The following is an 18,806-nucleotide window of genomic DNA, read 5'->3' on the forward strand; positions in this document are numbered from 1 at the left end:
AAGTCCGAGGCCAGCGCCGCCCACTGTCACCAGGGTTCGTACGAGACATGACGATTCCCCTGAACGCTGGCGTATGGTGCGCCCGGGCATGCCTCGCTCCGCGCTTCCCCCTGCTCAAACCCTGGACCCCGACGTGGCGCGCGAGTGGCTCGTCAGCCACCTGGGACTGGCCTCGAACCGGCTGCCTCCTGGCGCCAAGGGGACTCGCCAGCTGCTGAAGGAGCTGCGTTGCATCCAGCTGGATCCATTGGATGTCATCGGCACCAACGCGGACCTCGTGGCGCTGGCGCGCGTGGATGGGCTGGCGCGGGGAGACGTGTACCGGCACCTGATGCCGGGCCACGCCTTCGAGCACTGGGCCAAGGAGCGCTGCATCCTCCCCGCGTACGCCTTCCCGTACTACCGCGAGCACACCCGCGAAGCGCCGTGGTGGCACCTGGCCACGCGCCTGGAGCGACTGTCCGAGCGCATCTTGGATGCCGTGCTGGAGGAGGTGGCCACGCGAGGCCCCATCTCCGCCGCCGAGCTGACGGACCATGGCGCGGTGAAGCCCCTGGACTGGAGCGGATGGAAGGGCACCGGCAAGGCGACCTCCATGGCGCTCGAGGTGCTGTGGACACGGTGTCAGGTGGTCATCTGCGGCCGGGAACAAAGGGGCAAGCGCTACGACGTGCCTGAGCGCGCACTGCCAGAGATGGCTCGGGCGAAGCTCGCCAGCGGGCCGGAGGTCTTCGACCGATGGGCCGTTCTGGAGCGCGTGGAGGCTGCGGGGCTGCTCTCGCGCGCGGCGGGCCCTCACTGGTCCATGCTCTCCCGGGTGCGCACCACGGAGTTGCCGGACACGCTGGTGCGCGAGGGACTGCTGGAAGAGATGGTGCTGCCCGGCTCGCCCCGGCGCTACCTGGCTCCCGCCGGGTTCCGCGAGCGACCCCTCACCGCGCCGGACGAGCGCATGCGCATCCTCGGTCCGCTGGATCCGCTGCTGTGGGATCGCGGGTTGGTGAAGCAGGTGTTTGGCTTCGAGTACGTGTGGGAAGTGTACAAGCCCGCGCCCCAGCGCCGGTGGGGCTGGTACGTCTGTCCGCTGCTGCACCGGGGCCAGTTGGTGGGCCGGCTGGAGGCGCGCGTGGAGGACGGCGTGCTGCGTGTGGACAAGCTGTGGCGCGAGAAGGGCGTGAAGCTGGACGATGCGGCGCTGGATGAGGCGCTCGCCCGTCACGCGAAGGCGTGTGGCGCGACGCGGGTCCGCCGGCCTCGGGCCCGCGTGGGCTGAGGGGCTCAGAAGGCCCAGCCCACCACCAGCGTCGCGCGCTCGTCGATGGTCCAGACCTCCGTATCGAAGCGAGCCTCCAGGACGTTGTTCGGATTCGAGTCGTCCCGCACCGTCATCCGCCCTGATCCATAGGACGCGCCGAATCCCAGCCCGGCTTGCACCGTCAACCCTCGGGAGACGACCATGCTGTAGCCCGCGAGTGCCGCCACTCCCAGGTTCCAGTCGCGGTTGTGGGTCGTCGAGCCCGCGTTCCCCTGGGAGGGCTCATGCTCGAGCCACAGGTGTGACAGTTCGAGGTTGCTTCCGAGCCAGACCCCATCCAATGCGGTGCCCGTCAGGTAGTAGCGGAGGCCCGGCTCGAAGCCCACCTGGAAGTACCTGCTGTCGATGCCTGCAATGTCTCCGCGGGTGGCGCCCAGGCCGGCGCCGAGCCTCACGCCCAGCCGTGCCGAGAGCCTTGGGCCCAGCACCTGCTCTCCATCGAGGCCCAGCAGGCCCTGTCCCAGGGACACCGGGGCCAGTCCGACGAAGGTCCGAGGTGCTTCGCTCTCCTGAGCCTGCTCCTGCTCTGCTGCACTGGCTGCACTGGCGACCACCGCGAGCACCACTCCACACATCATTCCGCTGCGCATTGTTGAGTCCCCCTCTCAGACCCGACCGTCTGGATGCTGGAGGCGTTTGCAACCCGCGTGCACAGCCTCCGCACGCGGGGAGAAGCCCTGCGCGCCGAGGGACGGAATGGGCTCGCGCGGCTCCCAGCGTGACTTCGTGTCAACGATAGGGAATGCCGCCGTGGTCAATGTGTCAGCACTGCCGAGGCCGCGCGGCGGGATTCCGCCTGGAGCCAGACATGAATTCCGGGGCCTGCTCGGTCCGCTGCCCACTGGCACCTCCTCCGAGCCATCCCTAACTGAGTCACTGGGAGGCTCCATGCCAGAAAAGACACACGCGCTTCGCGCGAAAACCGCCAAGAAGCAGGGAACGACGCTGGCGCTCAAGGGCTCGGACATTCACGCCACCGAGGGCTTGAGTACGCACCGCGCCAAGAAGATCGGAGGCCGCGAGTTCGGGGACGTGGGGTTCGTGGACCGCAGTGTGAGCCCGCGCAGGCCACCTGGGAAAGGTCTGACGGCCAAGAGCCGCAAGCTGCCCCTGCCCGAGCTGGGTAGCAGCACCTCGCGCCGCAAGACGCTGCCGGCCGAGGCCGCCGCGGGCTATCGGAAGGAAGGGATTCGCAAGAAGACCACGGGCCGTGGGGATGTGACGCCGCTCAAGGCCGGCAAGAAGCTCGCGAAGCCGGGCCGGAAGAATCCGCGGTAGCTGCCGAGCGGCGCTGGGCTCGCGTCAGCAGGAGCACCCATGCGAGCAGCCCGAACAGGGCCGCTCCAGGTGTGCTCATGCAGCCTCCCTCGCCGGACAGAGGTGTCGAGTCACAAGGGGTGAAGCAGCGGCACGCGTCATCGCCCGCGGGCTCGAGCCGTGCGCACAGCCCCGAGGTTCCACACGCGGCGTCATCCGTGCAGGGCGCACCGTAGTCTCCTTGCTGGAGCGCGGGGAGGAGGCATCGACGCGCGGCTCCCTCGGCGGCGTCGCAGATGAGGCCCGAGGGGCAATCCGAGTCCTGCTCGCACGTGTCCCGGCAGAGGTTCTCGGGAGCAAGCGTGGGTCTGGTGGGTGCGGGAGGCGCGGAGAGGAACGGCTGGAGGAAGGTGTCTCGCAGTGCGTCCACCCGGACGTTGACGGCCTCCGTGCGGCAGGCCACGTCTCCGCTCACGGTGATGCCGGCGAGCACCTCTCGCGTGCCGTCATTCACGAGCACCGGGCCTCCGCTGTCTCCCACACAGCTCATCGCTGGCGCTGGTCCTGCGCGGAAGGAGTTCGCGGATACCTCCAGCACCGAGAGCATTCCCTGGCGGCGATGGCCCGAGGGCGCACTGGCGTCCTTTGTGTCTCCATAGCCGAGAACTCGCACCGGCGTGCCAGGAGCCAGCGACAGGCTCGCTGGATCGGCCAGAGGGAGCGGAGGCACCTCCACGGGACTCGCGAGCCGCAGAAGCGCCGCGTCGAAGGCATGGGTCTCTGGCACGTAGTCCGGATGGCGCACGGCATGGGCGACCCGGACGAAGCGCCCCTGAGCCTCCGGCACGAGTGTGGCACCCACGAAGATTTCGTATGGCCCCTCGGGACCGAAGACTTTCAGGCAGTGCGCCGCAGTCAGTACCACGTCGGGCGCGATGAGGGCCCCGGAGCACAGCAACGTCAGCGGCTCTCCGGAGCATCGCGTCCGCCGCGCCACGAGCGCCACCACCGCTTCATCTCCCGGCGCGTCCGTGCCATTCACCACGCGCTGCGACAGGATCGCAGGCGCGGGCGGTTCCTCGACGGGCACGCAACGTGCGGTCCCCAGGACGAGCAACATCCTCCCCAGCCAGGTCCCAAGAAGCCTTCTCACGACTGCCACAGCAGGTCCTGCAACCGGAGAGCGCCAGCAGATACGAATCGTCCGCCGAGGCCGGCCAGCCCCCTCCCGGCGCCTTCTGTCCGAACTGGTCTGCTGGTCATGCCAGTTCAGCAAAGGTCCTCTCACAGGGCACCTCCATGGCTGAGGCGGTTTTTGGAGCAAGGGCATCCATCAGGAGGTCCCCTCCGGCCGCGGTCCAAGCCAACTGGTATGCCTGTCATACCAGTTCGGTTCATGCCCGCTGCCCGGGGGAACTCCGTGTCACGAGGATCCTTGCCGTTCGAGGCATGTGCCTTCACCTTTCCTGAAAGGGATCGGCCTGGCGTCACAGCCGCGAGCAGCGAGCGGGAAGCAGCGCGACTTCACGGCTCGGGAGGCTCGTTCTCCGCCTGGCGTGAGAGTTGCTGAAGCTCCTCGTGCAACGTCCGCAATTGGCCCTGGTGGCGTTGGATCAGCGTGTCCAGACGTTGGCGCTCCGCTTCGTCCCCGCGAGCCCCCGCCGCATCCCGGTCCTGCTCCAGCCGCTTCACGTCCCTCGCCAGCAGCTCGGAGATGCGCTTCGTCTTGGCCAGCTTCCATCGCGCGGTCTGGGGCTTCTCGGCTGGAATGGGCTCATTCACCTGCGGCAACGGATTCGGAGACTCTGGCGAGGGAACCTCATCCCCGGGCCCCACAGGCACCACTGTGGCCTGCCCGGGAGCATCGGGCACAGGCGTGGGCGGGGATGAAGTGGGATTGGAGGTACTCGCCCCGGGTGTACGAACCGAAGCCGCAGGAGCGCGGGGCTCCGACGTCACCGGGGCCACGGAGACCGAACGAGGCGCCGGTGTCTGCGATGAGGGCGGAGCGGACGGCGAGGGCCACAGCATCACGCCGAGCACGGCCACGGCGAGCACCATGGCACCCGCGAGCGGGAGAACGAATCGGGCAGGACCATTCATGTCGGGAGCGCGCGGGAGCGTACCTCAGCCTCACAGCCGGAGCTTCCACCCTCCGTCCTGGTGCTCCACACGCAGCAAGAAGGGCTCCTGCCGGACAGCGCCATCCCGAGCCACCCGGGCTTCGACGAGCACCGCCTCCGGATTCCGCCCATCCACCTTGGCGTCGACGATGTCCACGAGCTGCATCTGGTGCTCGATCAGCTCACGCACCGTGTCCTCACAGGACTTCGCGCTGCCACCCGTGGCCAGCAACGGCCCGAGCGTCGCGCAATCCCCGGAAGGCAGCCCCGCGAAGAAGGTGCGCACGGCGGTCCGCGCGGCCTCCGTCTTCTTCGCCTCCGAGGACGAGCAAGCGAGCGTGGCGAGCGCCAGCAACACTCCGCAAGCACTCGCCACCCTCACAGCCCCCCGATGCCGTAGGGAGCGGGCCATGGCGCTCAGTAGCAGTTGGAAGCGAACAGCTCGTCATCGCTGGCGGACACGAACTGGTCGTCGCAGTAGCCACTGGCCAGCACGTGGCCGTTGCGCACGCACCCGTCGTGGTTGGTGGCATCCAACGTGTACTGGGTATCGCCGCCACAGCCACCGCCGCAGCGCCCGAAGCAGTTGCCGATCACCTTGGGACGGCTCCAGTGATCCGGCTCGCCGCACACCCACGAGCCGTTGCTCATGTAGTACTCATCTCCGTTGCATGAGGTGTGATCACCCAGCTGGGCGATCTGCTGGTTGACCGCGAGGTCGAAGCCACCCTTGTTGCAGTCGTGCTTGGCGTACGAGTACCAGTTGTAGGAACCGCCGCAGTTGCCAGTCCAGCTGCCGTTGCACTTGGCGTAGCTGCACAGCATGGTGTAGCCGCGGCCCTGCTCGCCCATCACGGTGCGCTGCATGCGAACCGTGCTCGGGTGTTCTGCCCAGAGGCCCACCGCGCGCCGCAGGTACTTCGACTCTGGAGTGGCCGCGTCACCCGAGGGCAGCTCGGCATTGAGTGCCGCATAGAGGGCGGCCGCCACGTCGCGATCCGGATCCGTCATCTGCGTGTCCTGCCCGTTGGTCTCGGCAAAGCCATCCATTGAGGAGACGCCGTTCTCCGAGTCCACCAGGCCGGTGAGCGTCATCCCGTTGTAGCGAACCTCGATGCGATACACGCCAGGCTCCACCTCGCGCGAGGAGAACTTCACCTCGGCGTCGCCCTGGCTGCGCCCAGCGAGGAAGGTACCCTGCGTGGTTCCCGGCTCCACCGAGAGAGACAGGCCCTCCGAAGGCACCTCTCCGCTCGGCTCCGAGAACGTACCGCTGGGGTTGCCACAAGCACACAGCACCACGGCCACTACTGCTCCCAGAATCTTCCGCATACGACGAGACCTCCCGGCCCAGGCTCCCTCTCTATTTGTGAGAAAGTGCGGGGAGTTCGCGTGTAGCGGACATGTCACACCTTGTTCAAGGCGAGGTGCGTCAATCCGTTGCGTCAATCATCGCACCGACGCAGGGTATTTCGCGACTCCATCGCCTGGGTATCAACTGACCTTGGCGCGGATCCAACCGGAGGCAGCACACCGGGACAAAGCCTCGATAACTCGCGTTCATAGCTCGCTGAGAATCCGGCCACGTCCGTCGATCGCATATGTAGCCCCCGCATCCACGATGGGAGTTTCCAGCTCAATACCGCATCGGGAAAACCTGGGAAGGAAGCTGACAAAATAGAGATCATCACTGGCCTTCAACACCGTGACATCATACGTATCCCGGCGTGCGAGACAGCGCGCCAGATTCTCGTCACGAGCTGTCGCCGTGATACCCGGCGGCATGAACTCATTCCTGGCCACTTCGAGCGCCGCCATCGTGGGACCATCCAGGTGGATGCCACTCTCATATGAATTCGGGAATACGACCTTCTCGGCCTCCGAGAGCGGTGCTCGCTCTGCCTTGTTGATTCTGTAGTAGCCAAAACGCGCGCACCCGCTCAGCAACGCGACACAGCCAATGCCTATCACGAAGGGGAAGATTCTCATATCAAGGCAACCAATCCTTTCCCTCCAACATTTGGATGTTGCCAGAGTCATCATAGACCTGAGCAATCTGAACCCACTGGCCTTCACGAAGCGCCGAAACGATGCGCGTGACATAGTTGTAGCCGAAGACCCTGCATATCCCGCTCCCATCCAGGTACAATAAATACAATTCGCGGTGAAACACCCGTCCTGTCTTCTTGTCTACTGCGCGAGCAGGGTTCCAGGTGCCGCTCAAATCTCCAGGTGAAAAACGTATGTTGTGCGGGTGGGTGTGATCACCTCCGATGATGATGGCATCCGGATGGCTTGGATCGTTGAGCGCCTGTGGCATCGAACAAGTCTTCGCATTCCTCGTGTCCAGCCTATCTCTGAAATCAGAGAGATAGCTGAGATAGAAGGCGCCCTCATCCGGTGAGTAATAGCTGAGCGCGCAGTACTCACTTCCATGCACGCCACCGGCTGCCCCACCCTGGCTCGTCATGATCTTGCATGCATTCGCGGCCAGTTCTTCCGTGTTCTTGAAGGGGCCAGCCAGGGGCCCGTCGACCTCGATGAGCCCGTCGGGGCGACGATGCACCCGGACATTTGGGTTGGTCCCACACCCCATGGTGATTCCCAGCACCACGAGCGCAATTCCCCGAAACGGCCTCATGAAACAGTCTTGCGCCAAGCAGGCTTCCTTCTGGTCCAGGCCGAAGCCGCGACCGTCCAAGAATAGATGGGGCCAAGTGGCAGGACAACGACCCATGTGGGGGGGCAGTAAAGATGCGGTCCTTGTCCACGAGCAGATCGATCGCGTGCTCAGCGCTGAGCGCTGACCAGCCCTGCTGGAATTGGTCAGAACGAACCCAGGTCCTGTTCTCACCTCAGTGTGAGGTTTTGCGGAAGATGGGCCGTGCTCCTGAGGCCCGCTCGAACTCAACGGCATCTTCGGGCAAGGACTCGTGCGCCCCGATGACGAGCAGTCCCTTGGGGACGAGCCGCTCCCGGATGCGTGCGAGGACCTCGCGCTGGAGTGGCGGCGCGAAGTATGTGAAGGCCACGTTGCGACAGAGCACGAGGTGGAACGGCCCCGCTGGCATCTCGGCTCGCAAGTCCTGGCACCGAAAGGTGATGGCCTCACGAAACCCGGGGGACAGGCACTGCTCTCCATCCTCCGTCATTGTGAAAGACTGCTCGGCCCACTCGCGCGGCAGCTCGCGCAGAGTGCCCGGCGGATAGCAGCCTCGCCGTGCCCGCTCGAGCAGGGCTTCGTCCGCGTCCGTGGCCAACAACTCCAACCGGAACTCTGGGAACCCCTGCGCGAGCCCGAGCCGAAAGAGCACTCCCACCGTGTACGGCTCCTCGCCTGAAGCACACCCGGCACTCCAGACACGGAACTCCTTCTCCCCTCGGGCCCGTGCTTCGCTCAAGAGCTCTGGCAGCAGTTCCTCTCTCAACGCATCGAAGACACCCTGGTCCCGGTAGAAGCGGGAGATCGTTACTCGGCAGAGCGCATCGAGCACCGCCCACTCCGCCTCATCCACCTCCAAGCGCGCGCGGTAGGCCCCAACCCCTTCCAGCCCGAGCGCCTTCACACGCCGCCCGATGCGCTTGCACACCTGCCCGCGCACCCGGCGGAACCCCTCCCAGCGCAACCGCAAGCGCGGCGCGGCCCACTGCACCAACTCCACGCACTCGCGGTCCGTCATGGCGTCCGCCTCTGGCTCAGGCCTGGAGCCCTGTCACTGCGGGTTCTGCTCCCAGAGATCCGGCCCTCCCTGCCCCGGCGCAGGGAAGCGTCGGGTGAAGCGGGCTCGGAACCACTGCTTGCTCTCCTCCGAGAGTTGCCAGTCCCCACGCCACCCCATCACCACGAACCGGCTGCGCTCCAACACCTCGCGGATCGCCTGCTGCGCGGCCGGCGTCCGCAAAGCATCGACGGTCTGGCCAAATGGCTGCCCCGTGGCCAGGGCACCCCGGAGCATCAACGCATACGAGTCCACCACCAGCGGCGCCCCCGCGATGGCGGTTGGCAACCGCCCCCCCACGATCCCCCACGCGGGCTCGAACGCGAAGAGCTGCGCACCGGGAGGCACCGACTGCCGGATATATTGTCCAAGCACCGGCAGCGACCGCTCCTTCAGCCGCAGCCCTCCGCGGATGAACCGCACGGTGGGCAGCACCACGGCAACACAAAGGGCCCCCGCCACCACTCCGGCATGCCGAGGACGCCATGCCGTGAGCCACTGGTACACCGCCGCGGCTCCCAGCCCCGCGAGGATCGACTCCGAAGCAGCCAGATAGGTGTTGTACTGGTTCCAGTAGCTGGGCGAGCTCAGGAACGCGGTGATCGTCAGGATGTAGGCCACGGCCACGAGCCGCTCCGCCGGCCGGGTCGGCTCCGCGTTCCGGAACGCCCTCACCGCCACCAGCACGAGCCCCATCAGCGCCAGCGCCATGCCCACCAGGCGGCGCTCGTGGAAGAGCTCGTGCATCCGGCCCAACTGGCTCAGCTCGCCGTCCGGCGGGAGCAGCCCATGGAAGACGAACACCTGCGAGAAGAACGCCAAGGGCGCCTGCAGCACGAAGGGCCCCACCAGCAACGCCACCACCCCCGCCGCCACGAGCACCATGCCCGCATGAGCCATCCAGCGAGGCCACGGCGGACGCGCCAGCAGCGCCGCGAAGAGCCAGATGCCTCCCAACACCTTGACGCAGACGGCCAGCCCGAAGAACACCCCGGCCAGCAGCCACCGAGGCTCCTCGCGACCCAAGCGAGGCTCCGCGAGCCATGCATTCGCCGCGGCCAGGCACGCGACGTTGAGCAGGGGCTCCAGGAACGGGCCCCGCTCGACGAACACGGCCTCGGGATACGTGGCGTACGCGAGCGCCGTCACCACTCCCGCCACCGGGCCCCACACCCGCATCGAGAGCCGGCCCGCCAGCAGCACGCTGAGCGCTCCACACACCGTGGCCATCCACCGCGAGAGCGCGAAGCCCGCGTCGAACCCCATCCAGGACCCGACCAGGGCGGACGGGCCCAACAGCCAGATCGAGCCCGGCGGGTGGACGAAGACGAAGTCCCGGTACGGCCAGTGCCCCTGGAAGAAGAGCGCCGACGCGGAGAAGTACACCCCCTCGTCGTAGTCGATGGGATAGCCGAGCGCACCGCCCGTCCTGACGAGTGGGATGAGGCGCAGCACCCCGGCGGCCACCGCCACGAGCGCCAGTACCCAGACCCCTCGTCGTTCCCAGGCTCGCTCCATCAGGGGCGACGGTACCCATGGACGCGGCAAAGGGAAAGGGTTGGCTCAGGCGTTGCCCTCGGCTTCGCTCTCGTGGAGCGCGGCCTCCACCTCGGCCCCCACCGGGTAGATGGTGAGGTGACGCGTCGGCTCGCTGCCCTGGCTCACTGTCTCGAGATGGTAACGGCTCACGAGCCGGTGCTGCAGCTTGCGCAGCCGAGGCGGACGCGGCGCCAGCGGCACGGCCACGCCCTCGCTCAGCACGCGCTGGATGGCGTGCTCGGCCTCCGCCACCGCCTCGCGCACCAGCTCCTCGTCCACCCCCCCCACCAGCATGAAGGCCCCGCGCAGCACCCGCCTCAGCTCCGCCGTGCTGTTGCGCTTCACCACCTCCACGCGCGCCCCCGTCCGCTCCACGGCTCGCCGCATCTTCGGATCGTTCGCCCGCGAGCGCAGCGTGAGGATGAGGTCCGCTGACTCCAGCCGCCCCACCACCCGTGCGTCCACCTTCAACTCGCGCAGCACCCGGTCCAGCAGGTCCCGGCTCACCGCGTGCGCGAAGAGGCGTGTGGGCCCGGTATTCGCCGGAGCTGCCGCTGGAGCCGCCTTGCTCCGAGGTGCGGGCAGCGGCGCCACCGACTCGGGCACCGGCTCCACCTTCACCTCGCCCTGGTCCAGCCGCCTCCGCTCGCCGCCCACCTCCCGGCCCGCCAGCAGCCGGTCCACCGCCTCCGCCGTGTCGAGGTGCACCAGCACCTCGTCCCGCCCCACCATCTCCACCACCATGTCGAAGGTGGGCGGGGCCTTGCGCTCACTGACCGTCTTCTGCGTGTTGCGCCGGCGTGCCTCCTCGTCGCCCAGCGTCACCGTGTGCACCCCGCCCACCAGATCCGAGAGCGTCGGGTTGAGCACCAGGTTCTCCAGCGTGTTGCCGTGCGCCGTGGCGACCAGTTGCACCCCGCGCTCGGCGATGGTGCGCGCCGCCGCCGCCTCGGCCGAGGTGCCAATCTCATCCACGATGATGGCCTCGGGCATGTGGTTCTCCACCGCCTCGATCATCACGTCATGCTGGCGATCCGGCCGGGACACCTGCATCCGGCGCGCGGAGCCGATGCCCGGGTGGGGAATGTCTCCATCGCCGCCAATCTCATTGGAGGTGTCCACCACCATCACCCGCTTGCGCAGGTCGTCCGAGAGCACGCGCGCCACCTCGCGCAGCTTCGTCGTCTTGCCCACGCCGGGCCGCCCCAGCAGCAGCACGTTGCGCCCGGTGCCAATGAGGTCCTTCAGCATGTCGATGGTGCCGAACACCGCGCGTCCCACGCGCAGCGTGAGCCCCACCACCCGGCCCTTGCGGTTACGGATGGCGGAGACGCGATGGAGCGTGCGCTCGATGCCGGCGCGGTTGTCCTCGCCCGGAGGCCCCACCTGGGCCAGCACGTGCTCCAGGTCTCCCTGGGCCACGGGCTCCTCGCGCAGCCGCCGCGAGCCCTGAAGGAGCCGGGCCTCGGGCGGGCGGCCCAGGTCCATCACCACCTCGAGAACCTCTTCGGGCGGCAGCGCGCGCACAGCATCCTGCAAGAGCGGAGGCAGCACGTTCACCAGGAGCAGGAAGTCGTCATCGGGCTCGCGGCGCGTCTGTTCCATAGGGAGAACCTCTTGGAAGATGGGGCTACGGGTGCTGAACGGCACTGCATCCAAGGGAGGCAGGCAGACAAGGGCTCCTTCCTACCTCCCATCCGGCCCCAAGCTACGACGCCGCAAGAACGTCAGAATCCACTCACATTTTCGATGAGGGACTATTTTCCTTCATGAATGAAGATCGGATACCACTGAAAAACCGCATGCAATATCCTGCTCTTGCTCACTTATGCTCCCCAGCATCAATATGGAGCAAAGCTCCCTTCTTCAGTACTGCTTGATTTTCACTCCGCATCAAAGGAGCCTTCTGGGTGAAAATGGCCGCCGAGCTCCACCTTCCTCGCCGACTGATCCGCCGAGTGACGCCCCACCCCTGGCTGCGGATCCGGAGTTCAGACGAAGCCAGCTTGCGACTCGATGGGAAGGTCTTCCGCCTTCGACTTCTGCCCATGCCCTCGGGGCTCCGTCCTGAGCAACTCCCGCTGGTCTTGCAGTCTGCCCAAGCGTGGGCATCAGCGGACGACGATCTCCCGGAGATTCCGGTGGTCATCGGGTCGTTCCTCACTCGCAGCCTCAGGGAGGCCCTGGAGAAGCAAGATGTCAGCTATCTCGACTCCAAAGGCCACCTCCACCTGGTGGCTCCAGGTGTCCTTGTCCATCTGGAAGAGGGCGCCAAGAACCCTCTGAAGGAAGCAGAGAAAAGCGGCATCGGCGTCCATGGCGTCAGAACCGTCCAAGTGCTTCTGGAACAGACGGAACCCTTTTCCGTATCGGAACTCGCTCAGCGCGCTGCCGTCTCCCTGGGTCAGGCACACAACGTGCTGACCAAGCTCGAACACGTAGGGTTGGTCAACTCCTTCGGAAGTGGTCCCAACAAGAGGCGCAGGGTGACGGAACGAACGGCCCTGCTTGATTGGCTCGAGCAGCAACCCAGTGCCACCCGGTGGGAGCCCTCGCTTCATGTCGCTCTGTATGCACGTCGCCCTGAGGAACTCTGGTCCCGGATGACCCAGAAGCTCACGCAAGCGGGCGTCGCGCATGCACTCACGGGCGCTGCAGCGGCGAGCCTCTATGGCGTGGGGCCGACGAACGTTCCCCTCTCACCTGTCCGCATTTCTCCCACGGTTTCCCTGAAGCAGGCCGCAGAGGAACTGGGCGCGGAAGTCACTGACAGGGGAGCAAACCTCGTCTTGCTACGCGACACCGGCGAGGTAGGCAGCAAGGGCGCCATGACGAAGGACGATGTCCAGGTTGCACCTCTGGTCCGCATATATCTGGATGCGCGCTCCGCGCGACGAGGAGAGGACGTAGCCCAGCAATTCCGCGAGGTGGTACTTGGCTACTGAAGGCGGACACTCCAGCGAGTACAACCCCGCTGTCCGGTCCAAGTTACTGGCGGAGGCAGCGCGCGTCGTGCGCGGATTCAGCTTCGCGGGGGCACACGTCATCATCGTGGGTGGTCTCGTTCCCTCCTTGCTGATTCCCGAGCCTGAGCCAGGCCTCGAGCCTCACATTGGTACGCAGGACCTGGACCTCTGTCTGCGGGTGGCACTCGTCGATGGCGAAGTCGGCAATTACGATCGCCTGGAGAAATGCCTCAAGGATGCAGGATTCAAGATGCTGGGTAACGCGAGTTGGCGCTGGCAGGGAGGTATTGCGCTCCCTCTGACAGTCGAGTTCTTCTGTCCACCCAGCAATGAACGCGAACCGGGAAAGCTCTATCGGCCTGGAGGGGTGGTAGGCGGAAGATTGTCAGCGATGGTCCTGGCTACCGGGGGACTCATCGACAGGGACTTTCGCGAAATAGAGGTGGACGTCACCCTGCCGGGCCAGGGAGGCAAGACCCACCAAACCCTGAAGGTGGCAGGGCCCTCGGCGTACCTCGCCGCGAAGGCCGATGCGCTCCGCGGTCGTAACAAGAACAAGGATGCCTACGACATCATCTGGCTCACAGAATCGTGGCCGGGTGGACAAGCCGCACTGGCCGTAGTCATTCGCGAAAGCTCCATCTTTCACGACCCGGTTTTTCAGGCATGTCTACGCGCCCTCGAGCAGGAGTTCGCTGACATCGACTCCGAGGGAGCAAGAAAGTATGCCCGCTTCATGATGGGTCCCGGGATGAACGCGGATCAACTCGCTCGTCATGCTGTCGGCGCCATCAAGTTCCTACTGGATGAGCTAAAAGCATGAGGGTCCCGAGACTCTCGTCGGAACGCTCCCAAACCTGAAGCTCTCACGCCAAGAGACGAATCCCCATGCGTTTCCTAGTCACTTCCCTCACCGCCCTCTGTGTAACCGCCCTCTGCCTGACCGGCTGCGACAGTGACGATGGCTCGCAAGAGCCGGATGCCGGTGAGCCCGACGGTGGCACCACGCCCGACGGTGGCACCACGCCCGACGGTGGCGGCTCCGGGGATACCCCGTTCGCGCGGGAGATGATCTCCGCGCACAACTCGGTCCGCATCAGCGCCACGCCCACGCCCAGCCCGGCCCTGCCCGTGCTCACGTGGTCCAACACCGCCGCCGCCGCGGCCCAGGCCTGGGTCGATCAGTGCAAGTGGGGACACAACCCGAACCTGGGCACTCTCAAGCTGGGCGAGAACATCTACGCCGCGGCGCCTCCCAACACCACGGCCACGGCGAGCGTCGTGCAGAGCTGGGCCTCCGAGTCAGCCTCGTACGACTACGGCAAGAACACCTGCGCCGCGGGCAAGGAGTGCGGCCACTACACCCAGATCGTCTGGCGGAACACCACCCAGGTGGGCTGCGCGACGAAGGTGTGCACCACCAACTCGCCCTTCTCCGGATTCCCCACGTGGCAGTACTGGGTGTGTGACTACTCGCCTCCTGGGAACTACTCCGGTCAGCGCCCGTATTGAGGAGGCTCCGCGCGCCTCACTCCACGGACAGGAGCGCCTCGCAGCGGCGATGGAGCTCCTCCGCATCGTCTCCTCGGAAGCCGAAGCCGGCCCAGCGGTAGGCCGCCACCCGCACCCCGGGAGCACTGGGGCGCAGCGCTACGAAGGAGTCCATCCGGTGCAGCGCGCAGAGCACCCCCGGCTCCTCCGGCAGGAGCCGGGCATCGAGCAGGGGCCACGCCAGCCCGGAGCCTCGCCAGCGCGCCACGAGCCTCTCACCACGCGCCTCGTACACGTAGGGGCGCAGGGCCGTCTCTCCGTCCAGCGGTGAGAAGTGCCGCTCCAGCGCGAACAGCCAGGGCTCGCCCGAGCGCACCACCCGCCCCGTCTCGAGCGACACGAGCGCTCCCGAGCCGACACGCGCCGTCACCCGTCCGTCCCGAACCACCTCCACCTGCGCCACGGGCAGTTCACCCTGCACCGAGCGCGCCTGGAGCCTCAGGCCTCCCACCTTCTCCGTCTCGTGCAGAGGCACCTCACAGGCCTTCAGGCTTGCCTCGGTCTCGGGGCTCGCGGAGACCTCGGGCCAGCTGCTGCCTACCGGGAACGAGGTCGCCAGTCCGCCACAGTGCAGGCTCCGCCCCACGACGCGGCAGTCTGCCGCGAGCCCCACCCGTCCGGCCGGGTACCTGTCTCGGAAGCGGAAGTTCCCCACGGAGAAGTAGACGGGCCGGCCCTCCACGCACTCCGGAGGCTGCACCACGTGCGGGTGGTGCCCGATGATCAGATCCGCTCCGTGCTTCACGAGCCACCGCGCCGCCTGCCGCTGCGTGGGGTGGGGCCAGTCGAACAGCTCCTCACCCCAGTGGACATAGACGACGACCACGTTCGACAGCCGCCGCGCCTGCCGCAGCTTCCGCGCCAACTCCACCGATGGCAGCTCGCGCACCGGCCCCGTGCCCTTCGAGACTCGCGAGAGCGAGACGAGGCCCACCGTCACCTCTCCCACCTTGAGAAACGTCGGCGAGGACTCGTAGCGCAGCGGGAACACCCCTGACTCCGACAGCACCCGCGCAGTACGCACCAGGGCCTCGGGCCCCAGGTCTCCCGCGTGGTTGTTCTCCATCCCCAGCGCTGTGAAGCCCGCTCGTGCCAGCACCCCCGCCATCGTCTCCGGCATGGCGAAGCAGGGAGACTGAGGCGTAGGCCGGACGCACGTGGACGGCTCTCCCAGCGCACCCTCCAGGTTCCCCACGACGAGCTGGGCCCCGCGCGCTTGCTCGAGCCACGAGCCACTCACCTCCGGCTCACGAGCCCCCCGCTCCGCGAGGATGTCCCCCACGAAGAGCAGGCGCGGCTCCTGGGCCTCCACCGTCCCGGAGACGGCGAGCACCAGCGCCGCAATGATGAGCCGAGAAGGACTCAAGGCTCGGCTATGAACGGAGTGACCCAGGCCGGACGCGGCGTGCGAGCCTCCACCTTCCGCCACTCCTCGTCCGTGAGCGGCTTGTCCTGGATGAGCTCGAAGTACGAGTACACCGCCCCGCGAACCACCTGCCTCCGTCCCAGGTGAGGGACGACCAGCCTCCACTCCAGCGGCGAGCCCACCGCCACGTGCAGCAGCGGCTTGGGCCCTCCATCCGCCACGTCCGCGATCTTCGAGATGGGCTGCGGATCCGAGAGCGCCAGCTGCGGGTTCCCCAGGCTCTTGAAGATCAGGAAGTTGTGCTCGAAGTGCCGGCCCACGTGGAGGATCTGATCGTACTCCTCGGGCGTGAACGCCTCGCCTCGGAGCTGCTTCTCCGCCATCGCCTTGAAGGTGCGCACGGCCTGCGCCGAGCTCGTCAGCCGCTTGAACACCCCTTCCACCACCGCCTCGCGCTCCTCCGGATCGTTGCTGGTGAACTTGCGATCCCCCAGCGAGGCGCTTGCGCGGCGGAACGCCTCGGCCGTGCCGTCGAAGAGCTGGGCGATCGCCTCGAACGTCCGGGGATCGGGCTCGACGAAGCCGCGTGGCTGCTCCGGCCAGACCTGCTCGAACTCGCCGCCACTCCCCAGCTCGGCTGCGGCGCGCTCGTTCACGAGCACCGTGGCATGCCGCAAGGTCGCCCAGCTCCCCAATCCTGTCTGGAGCCGCTTCGCCTTCCACAGCTTCGCGTCCACGCCTCGCGGAGGCGCCACTTCCTCGGACCATTGCAGCGCCAGGCCTCGCAGCCATCGATCATAGAGGCTCGCGGAAGCCTGGGCCGCCGTGTACTTCGCGAACCGCGTGCCCAGCTCGTCGAGCGCACGCCCAAGCGATGGGAACTGTGCCATCTCTGGAGCCAGCAGCTCCCGCGCCCTCCGGCTGCCCATCGCCGCCGCCACATCCAAACCCGACGGCAACAGCCGAGGCACCTGCGGCTCCGAAGCGCGCTCGGGGCACTGAGCCGTCACCGCCAGGAGCTGCGGATCCACCTTTGCGCCCGCACGCACCGGCCCCTGGATCCGCTCGGCGAGCGGCGTGGCGCAGTGGAAGACATCGGTGAACATCACCTCGTTGTCGAAGCCCCACGAGAGCGGGAACACGACAGGGCGGTCGGGCGCCCGATTCAGGTAGGGCGGCGGCTTGTACGCGCCCTGCGACCAGATCACCGGGGCACGGGCCGGAGCGATGTAGCCTTCGTAGGCGGCGATCCACGCACGGGCCTGCTCCTGCGCTCGGGGAGACAGCGATCCGAGCTTCTCGGCTCCCAGCTTCTTCGACACGGTCGTCAGGTAGCGCATCGCCTGGAAGTACCGCTTCAGGTCCGCCGAAGCCGTGTAGTGCCCACGCGCCTTCATCTCCTCGAAGTCGAACGGCTCGCCCGTCACCTGGGAGACCACAGTGCCCGCGGCCGCGAGGATGCGCTGGGCCTCGGGGTTCTTCGGTGAGGGCTCCGCGCGCAGGGACTCGAGCGCGTCGAAGACCTTCCCCCACGCCGCATCCACCTTCTTCGCACCCTGGCTCGCCTCCTGGACGAACTCCCAGAAGCGAGGCATCGCCTGATAGCGCTCGGCGAGGATGAACGAGCCCTCGTACGCAGCCGCGAACAGCTCCCAGAAGGAGTCCGTCGTCACCAGGTACGGCACGGTCTCGAAGGTGTCCTCGTGGTAGAGCTCCTCTTCGTAGAGCTGGTAGAGCTGAGCGTCCCGCCTCGGCAGAAACGCGCCCGCGTAGCGCCCGAACTTCTCCAACTGCGACTTCGTCTTCACGGCCAGCCACCCGTTGGAGACATCCGCGAGGGGAATCTCGACCGGCACGTAGACCACGGCGGGACGGTCGCCGCCCGTCACTCCCACGAGCCCCTTTCCATCCACCGTCAGCGCGGGAGGCGCCACGAAGCTCTGGGACGCCGCTAGCGGCCTCGGTGCCTTCTCCAGCGACACCTGTACCTGGGCCCCGGGCTTGCCGGACTCCCAGAGCAACAGGCCCAGGCCATTGGGCAGGAAGCCCACGGCGGTGCCGGGCGCGGACGAAGCCTTTCCCTCGGGCAGGAACCAGGGCGGGCCATAGTCCACGATGCGCACGCCTCCCTTGGCCTCGGTGAAGAGCATCTTCTTGCCGTCAGGGTGGAACGCCACTGGGAGGACGCTCGGGAGGTTGATGGGCTCGGGCACGTCGTACTCGTCCATGTCGCGCGGCTTGAGCGCCTCCGAGGCCGGGCCGATGACCAGGTACTCGCGCGTGCCCAATTCGGTGAGCGTGCGAAGGGCGAAGCCGCTCGCGTAGCGGATCCCGAAGAAGAGCCGGTACCCGCGGATCTCCTTCTTCCCATCCGAGAACATGAAGGGCCGCGGGCTCACCACCAGCCCCTTCAGCTCCCGGTCACTCGAGTAGATCTCCGAGCGCTCCAGCGCGCCGCCCTTGCCCAGCGCCAGCAGGCTGATGCCCGAGCGCTTTCCCTGGCGCGTCAGGGCGAACACCTTGCTGGTGCTCGGGTGCCACGCCACCGCCTCGACGGAGACCCCCGCCGGGGCCGGCCACGTCACCGAGGGCTTCGCCTCGCCGATCTTCCAGAGCACCACCCGGGAGCCACCATCGGGCGCGCGCACGGCCAGCGCCACCTCGGGCCCGAGCCGGGACACCGCGCTCGAGACGACTTGCACCCCTGCTTCCAGTTCCAACCGTGCCGGACCGGAGGGAGAGGGCACCACCTGCGGCTCGGGCATGTCGAAAGGTGAGCCAGCGGCTGAAACCCCGGTTAGTAGGCAGGCGATTGTCGCCAGGAGATGTTTCATAGGGCCGGGCAGGCTAGCAGTGCGGTCACCCCAACGCACAGCCCACTACTCAACGCCCGGATAGGCGAGAACCCCAGCGCGCTCCAGGCAGGTTGGGAGCACGGTGGGCATCCGGTCTAGGCTCCTCTCAGGCTCT

17 protein-coding genes are annotated in these 18,806 nt (G+C 67.1%); 5 read left to right on the forward strand and 12 right to left on the reverse strand.

The features are described from left to right. The first annotated feature begins 88 nt into the window (after positions 1–88). Positions 89–1,273 (forward strand): winged helix-turn-helix domain-containing protein, encoded by a 1,185-nt coding sequence (locus KY501_RS11050; protein ID WP_224362818.1) that lies wholly within the window; start codon positions 89–91, stop codon positions 1,271–1,273. Positions 1,274–1,278: 5 nt separating this feature from the next. On the opposite strand, the gene KY501_RS11055 is transcribed toward KY501_RS11050, so the two are convergent. After that, entirely contained in the window at positions 1,279–1,905 is a 627-nt protein-coding gene (locus tag KY501_RS11055) for a DUF3575 domain-containing protein (RefSeq protein ID WP_224362819.1), read from the reverse strand. Positions 1,906–2,203: 298 nt separating this feature from the next. On the opposite strand from KY501_RS11055, the gene KY501_RS11060 reads away from it, so the two are divergent. Continuing rightward, positions 2,204–2,593, forward strand: coding sequence for a hypothetical protein (locus KY501_RS11060; RefSeq protein WP_224362820.1), 390 nt, complete (start codon positions 2,204–2,206; stop codon positions 2,591–2,593). Here KY501_RS11060 and KY501_RS11065 read toward each other — a convergent pair. The 9 genes from KY501_RS11065 to KY501_RS11105 form a co-directional block, all read right to left on the reverse strand. Then, on the reverse strand, positions 2,544–3,692 hold the full coding sequence (locus KY501_RS11065) for a S1 family peptidase (RefSeq protein ID WP_224362821.1): 1,149 nt from the start codon (positions 3,690–3,692) through the stop codon (positions 2,544–2,546). The two genes, KY501_RS11060 and KY501_RS11065, sit on opposite strands and share 50 nt — an antisense overlap. Before the next feature lie 404 nt (positions 3,693–4,096). Next, positions 4,097–4,675 (reverse strand): hypothetical protein, encoded by a 579-nt coding sequence (locus KY501_RS11070; RefSeq protein ID WP_224362822.1) that lies wholly within the window; start codon positions 4,673–4,675, stop codon positions 4,097–4,099. Between the two features lie 30 nt (positions 4,676–4,705). Continuing rightward, positions 4,706–5,071: a hypothetical protein gene (locus KY501_RS11075; protein ID WP_224362823.1), complete on the reverse strand. Its 366-nt coding sequence runs from the start codon at positions 5,069–5,071 to the stop codon at positions 4,706–4,708. A gap of 41 nt (positions 5,072–5,112) precedes the next feature. After that, positions 5,113–6,027 (reverse strand): hypothetical protein, encoded by a 915-nt coding sequence (locus tag KY501_RS11080; RefSeq protein WP_224362824.1) that lies wholly within the window; start codon positions 6,025–6,027, stop codon positions 5,113–5,115. A gap of 228 nt (positions 6,028–6,255) precedes the next feature. After that, positions 6,256–6,684, reverse strand: coding sequence for a hypothetical protein (locus KY501_RS11085; RefSeq protein ID WP_224362825.1), 429 nt, complete (start codon positions 6,682–6,684; stop codon positions 6,256–6,258). Position 6,685: 1 nt separating this feature from the next. After that, entirely contained in the window at positions 6,686–7,309 is a 624-nt protein-coding gene (locus KY501_RS11090) for a hypothetical protein (RefSeq protein ID WP_224362826.1), read from the reverse strand. 241 nt (positions 7,310–7,550) lie between these two features. Next, positions 7,551–8,375, reverse strand: coding sequence for a CheR family methyltransferase (locus tag KY501_RS11095; protein ID WP_224362827.1), 825 nt, complete (start codon positions 8,373–8,375; stop codon positions 7,551–7,553). Between the two features lie 33 nt (positions 8,376–8,408). Beyond that, positions 8,409–9,932 carry a glycosyltransferase 87 family protein gene (locus KY501_RS11100; protein WP_224362828.1) on the reverse strand — a complete coding sequence of 508 codons (1,524 nt, stop codon included), beginning with the start codon at positions 9,930–9,932 and terminating at the stop codon, positions 8,409–8,411. Positions 9,933–9,977: 45 nt separating this feature from the next. Further along, positions 9,978–11,558 (reverse strand): R3H domain-containing nucleic acid-binding protein, encoded by a 1,581-nt coding sequence (locus KY501_RS11105; protein ID WP_224362829.1) that lies wholly within the window; start codon positions 11,556–11,558, stop codon positions 9,978–9,980. A gap of 311 nt (positions 11,559–11,869) precedes the next feature. Between KY501_RS11105 and KY501_RS11110 the strand changes: the two genes are divergently transcribed. From KY501_RS11110 to KY501_RS11120, 3 genes are all read left to right on the forward strand, one after another. After that, on the forward strand, positions 11,870–12,898 hold the full coding sequence (locus KY501_RS11110; protein WP_224362830.1) for a helix-turn-helix domain-containing protein: 1,029 nt from the start codon (positions 11,870–11,872) through the stop codon (positions 12,896–12,898). Next, a complete protein-coding gene (locus KY501_RS11115; RefSeq protein ID WP_224362831.1) occupies positions 12,888–13,742 on the forward strand; it encodes a hypothetical protein in 855 nt (284 codons plus the stop codon). Before KY501_RS11110 ends, KY501_RS11115 begins: the two co-directional genes overlap by 11 nt. Positions 13,743–13,807: 65 nt before the next feature. Next, on the forward strand, positions 13,808–14,431 hold the full coding sequence (locus KY501_RS11120) for a CAP domain-containing protein (RefSeq protein WP_224362832.1): 624 nt from the start codon (positions 13,808–13,810) through the stop codon (positions 14,429–14,431). 16 nt (positions 14,432–14,447) lie between these two features. On the opposite strand, the gene KY501_RS11125 is transcribed toward KY501_RS11120, so the two are convergent. Both KY501_RS11125 and KY501_RS11130 read right to left on the reverse strand, forming a co-directional pair. Further along, positions 14,448–15,836, reverse strand: coding sequence for a CapA family protein (locus KY501_RS11125; RefSeq protein WP_224362833.1), 1,389 nt, complete (start codon positions 15,834–15,836; stop codon positions 14,448–14,450). Continuing rightward, positions 15,833–18,601 carry a DUF3160 domain-containing protein gene (locus tag KY501_RS11130; protein ID WP_224362834.1) on the reverse strand — a complete coding sequence of 923 codons (2,769 nt, stop codon included), beginning with the start codon at positions 18,599–18,601 and terminating at the stop codon, positions 15,833–15,835. The genes KY501_RS11125 and KY501_RS11130 overlap by 4 nt, the downstream gene beginning before the upstream one ends. Positions 18,602–18,806: the final 205 nt, after the last annotated feature.

The sequence above is a fragment of the Hyalangium versicolor genome, from assembly GCF_020103695.1.
GTDB classification, from domain to species: Bacteria; Myxococcota; Myxococcia; order Myxococcales; family Myxococcaceae; genus Hyalangium; species Hyalangium versicolor.

Coding starts and splice junctions, on each gene's coding strand:
- KY501_RS11050 (WP_224362818.1), top strand. CDS start 89: ATGCCTCGCTCCGCGCTTCCCCCTGCTCAAACCCTGGACCCCGACGTG.
- KY501_RS11055 (WP_224362819.1), bottom strand. CDS start 1,905: ATGCGCAGCGGAATGATGTGTGGAGTGGTGCTCGCGGTGGTCGCCAGT.
- KY501_RS11060 (WP_224362820.1), top strand. CDS start 2,204: ATGCCAGAAAAGACACACGCGCTTCGCGCGAAAACCGCCAAGAAGCAG.
- KY501_RS11065 (WP_224362821.1), bottom strand. CDS start 3,692: ATGTTGCTCGTCCTGGGGACCGCACGTTGCGTGCCCGTCGAGGAACCG.
- KY501_RS11070 (WP_224362822.1), bottom strand. CDS start 4,675: ATGAATGGTCCTGCCCGATTCGTTCTCCCGCTCGCGGGTGCCATGGTG.
- KY501_RS11080 (WP_224362824.1), bottom strand. CDS start 6,027: ATGCGGAAGATTCTGGGAGCAGTAGTGGCCGTGGTGCTGTGTGCTTGT.
- KY501_RS11085 (WP_224362825.1), bottom strand. CDS start 6,684: ATGAGAATCTTCCCCTTCGTGATAGGCATTGGCTGTGTCGCGTTGCTG.
- KY501_RS11095 (WP_224362827.1), bottom strand. CDS start 8,375: ATGACGGACCGCGAGTGCGTGGAGTTGGTGCAGTGGGCCGCGCCGCGC.
- KY501_RS11100 (WP_224362828.1), bottom strand. CDS start 9,932: ATGGAGCGAGCCTGGGAACGACGAGGGGTCTGGGTACTGGCGCTCGTG.
- KY501_RS11105 (WP_224362829.1), bottom strand. CDS start 11,558: ATGGAACAGACGCGCCGCGAGCCCGATGACGACTTCCTGCTCCTGGTG.
- KY501_RS11110 (WP_224362830.1), top strand. CDS start 11,870: ATGGCCGCCGAGCTCCACCTTCCTCGCCGACTGATCCGCCGAGTGACG.
- KY501_RS11120 (WP_224362832.1), top strand. CDS start 13,808: ATGCGTTTCCTAGTCACTTCCCTCACCGCCCTCTGTGTAACCGCCCTC.
- KY501_RS11130 (WP_224362834.1), bottom strand. CDS start 18,601: ATGCCCGAGCCGCAGGTGGTGCCCTCTCCCTCCGGTCCGGCACGGTTG.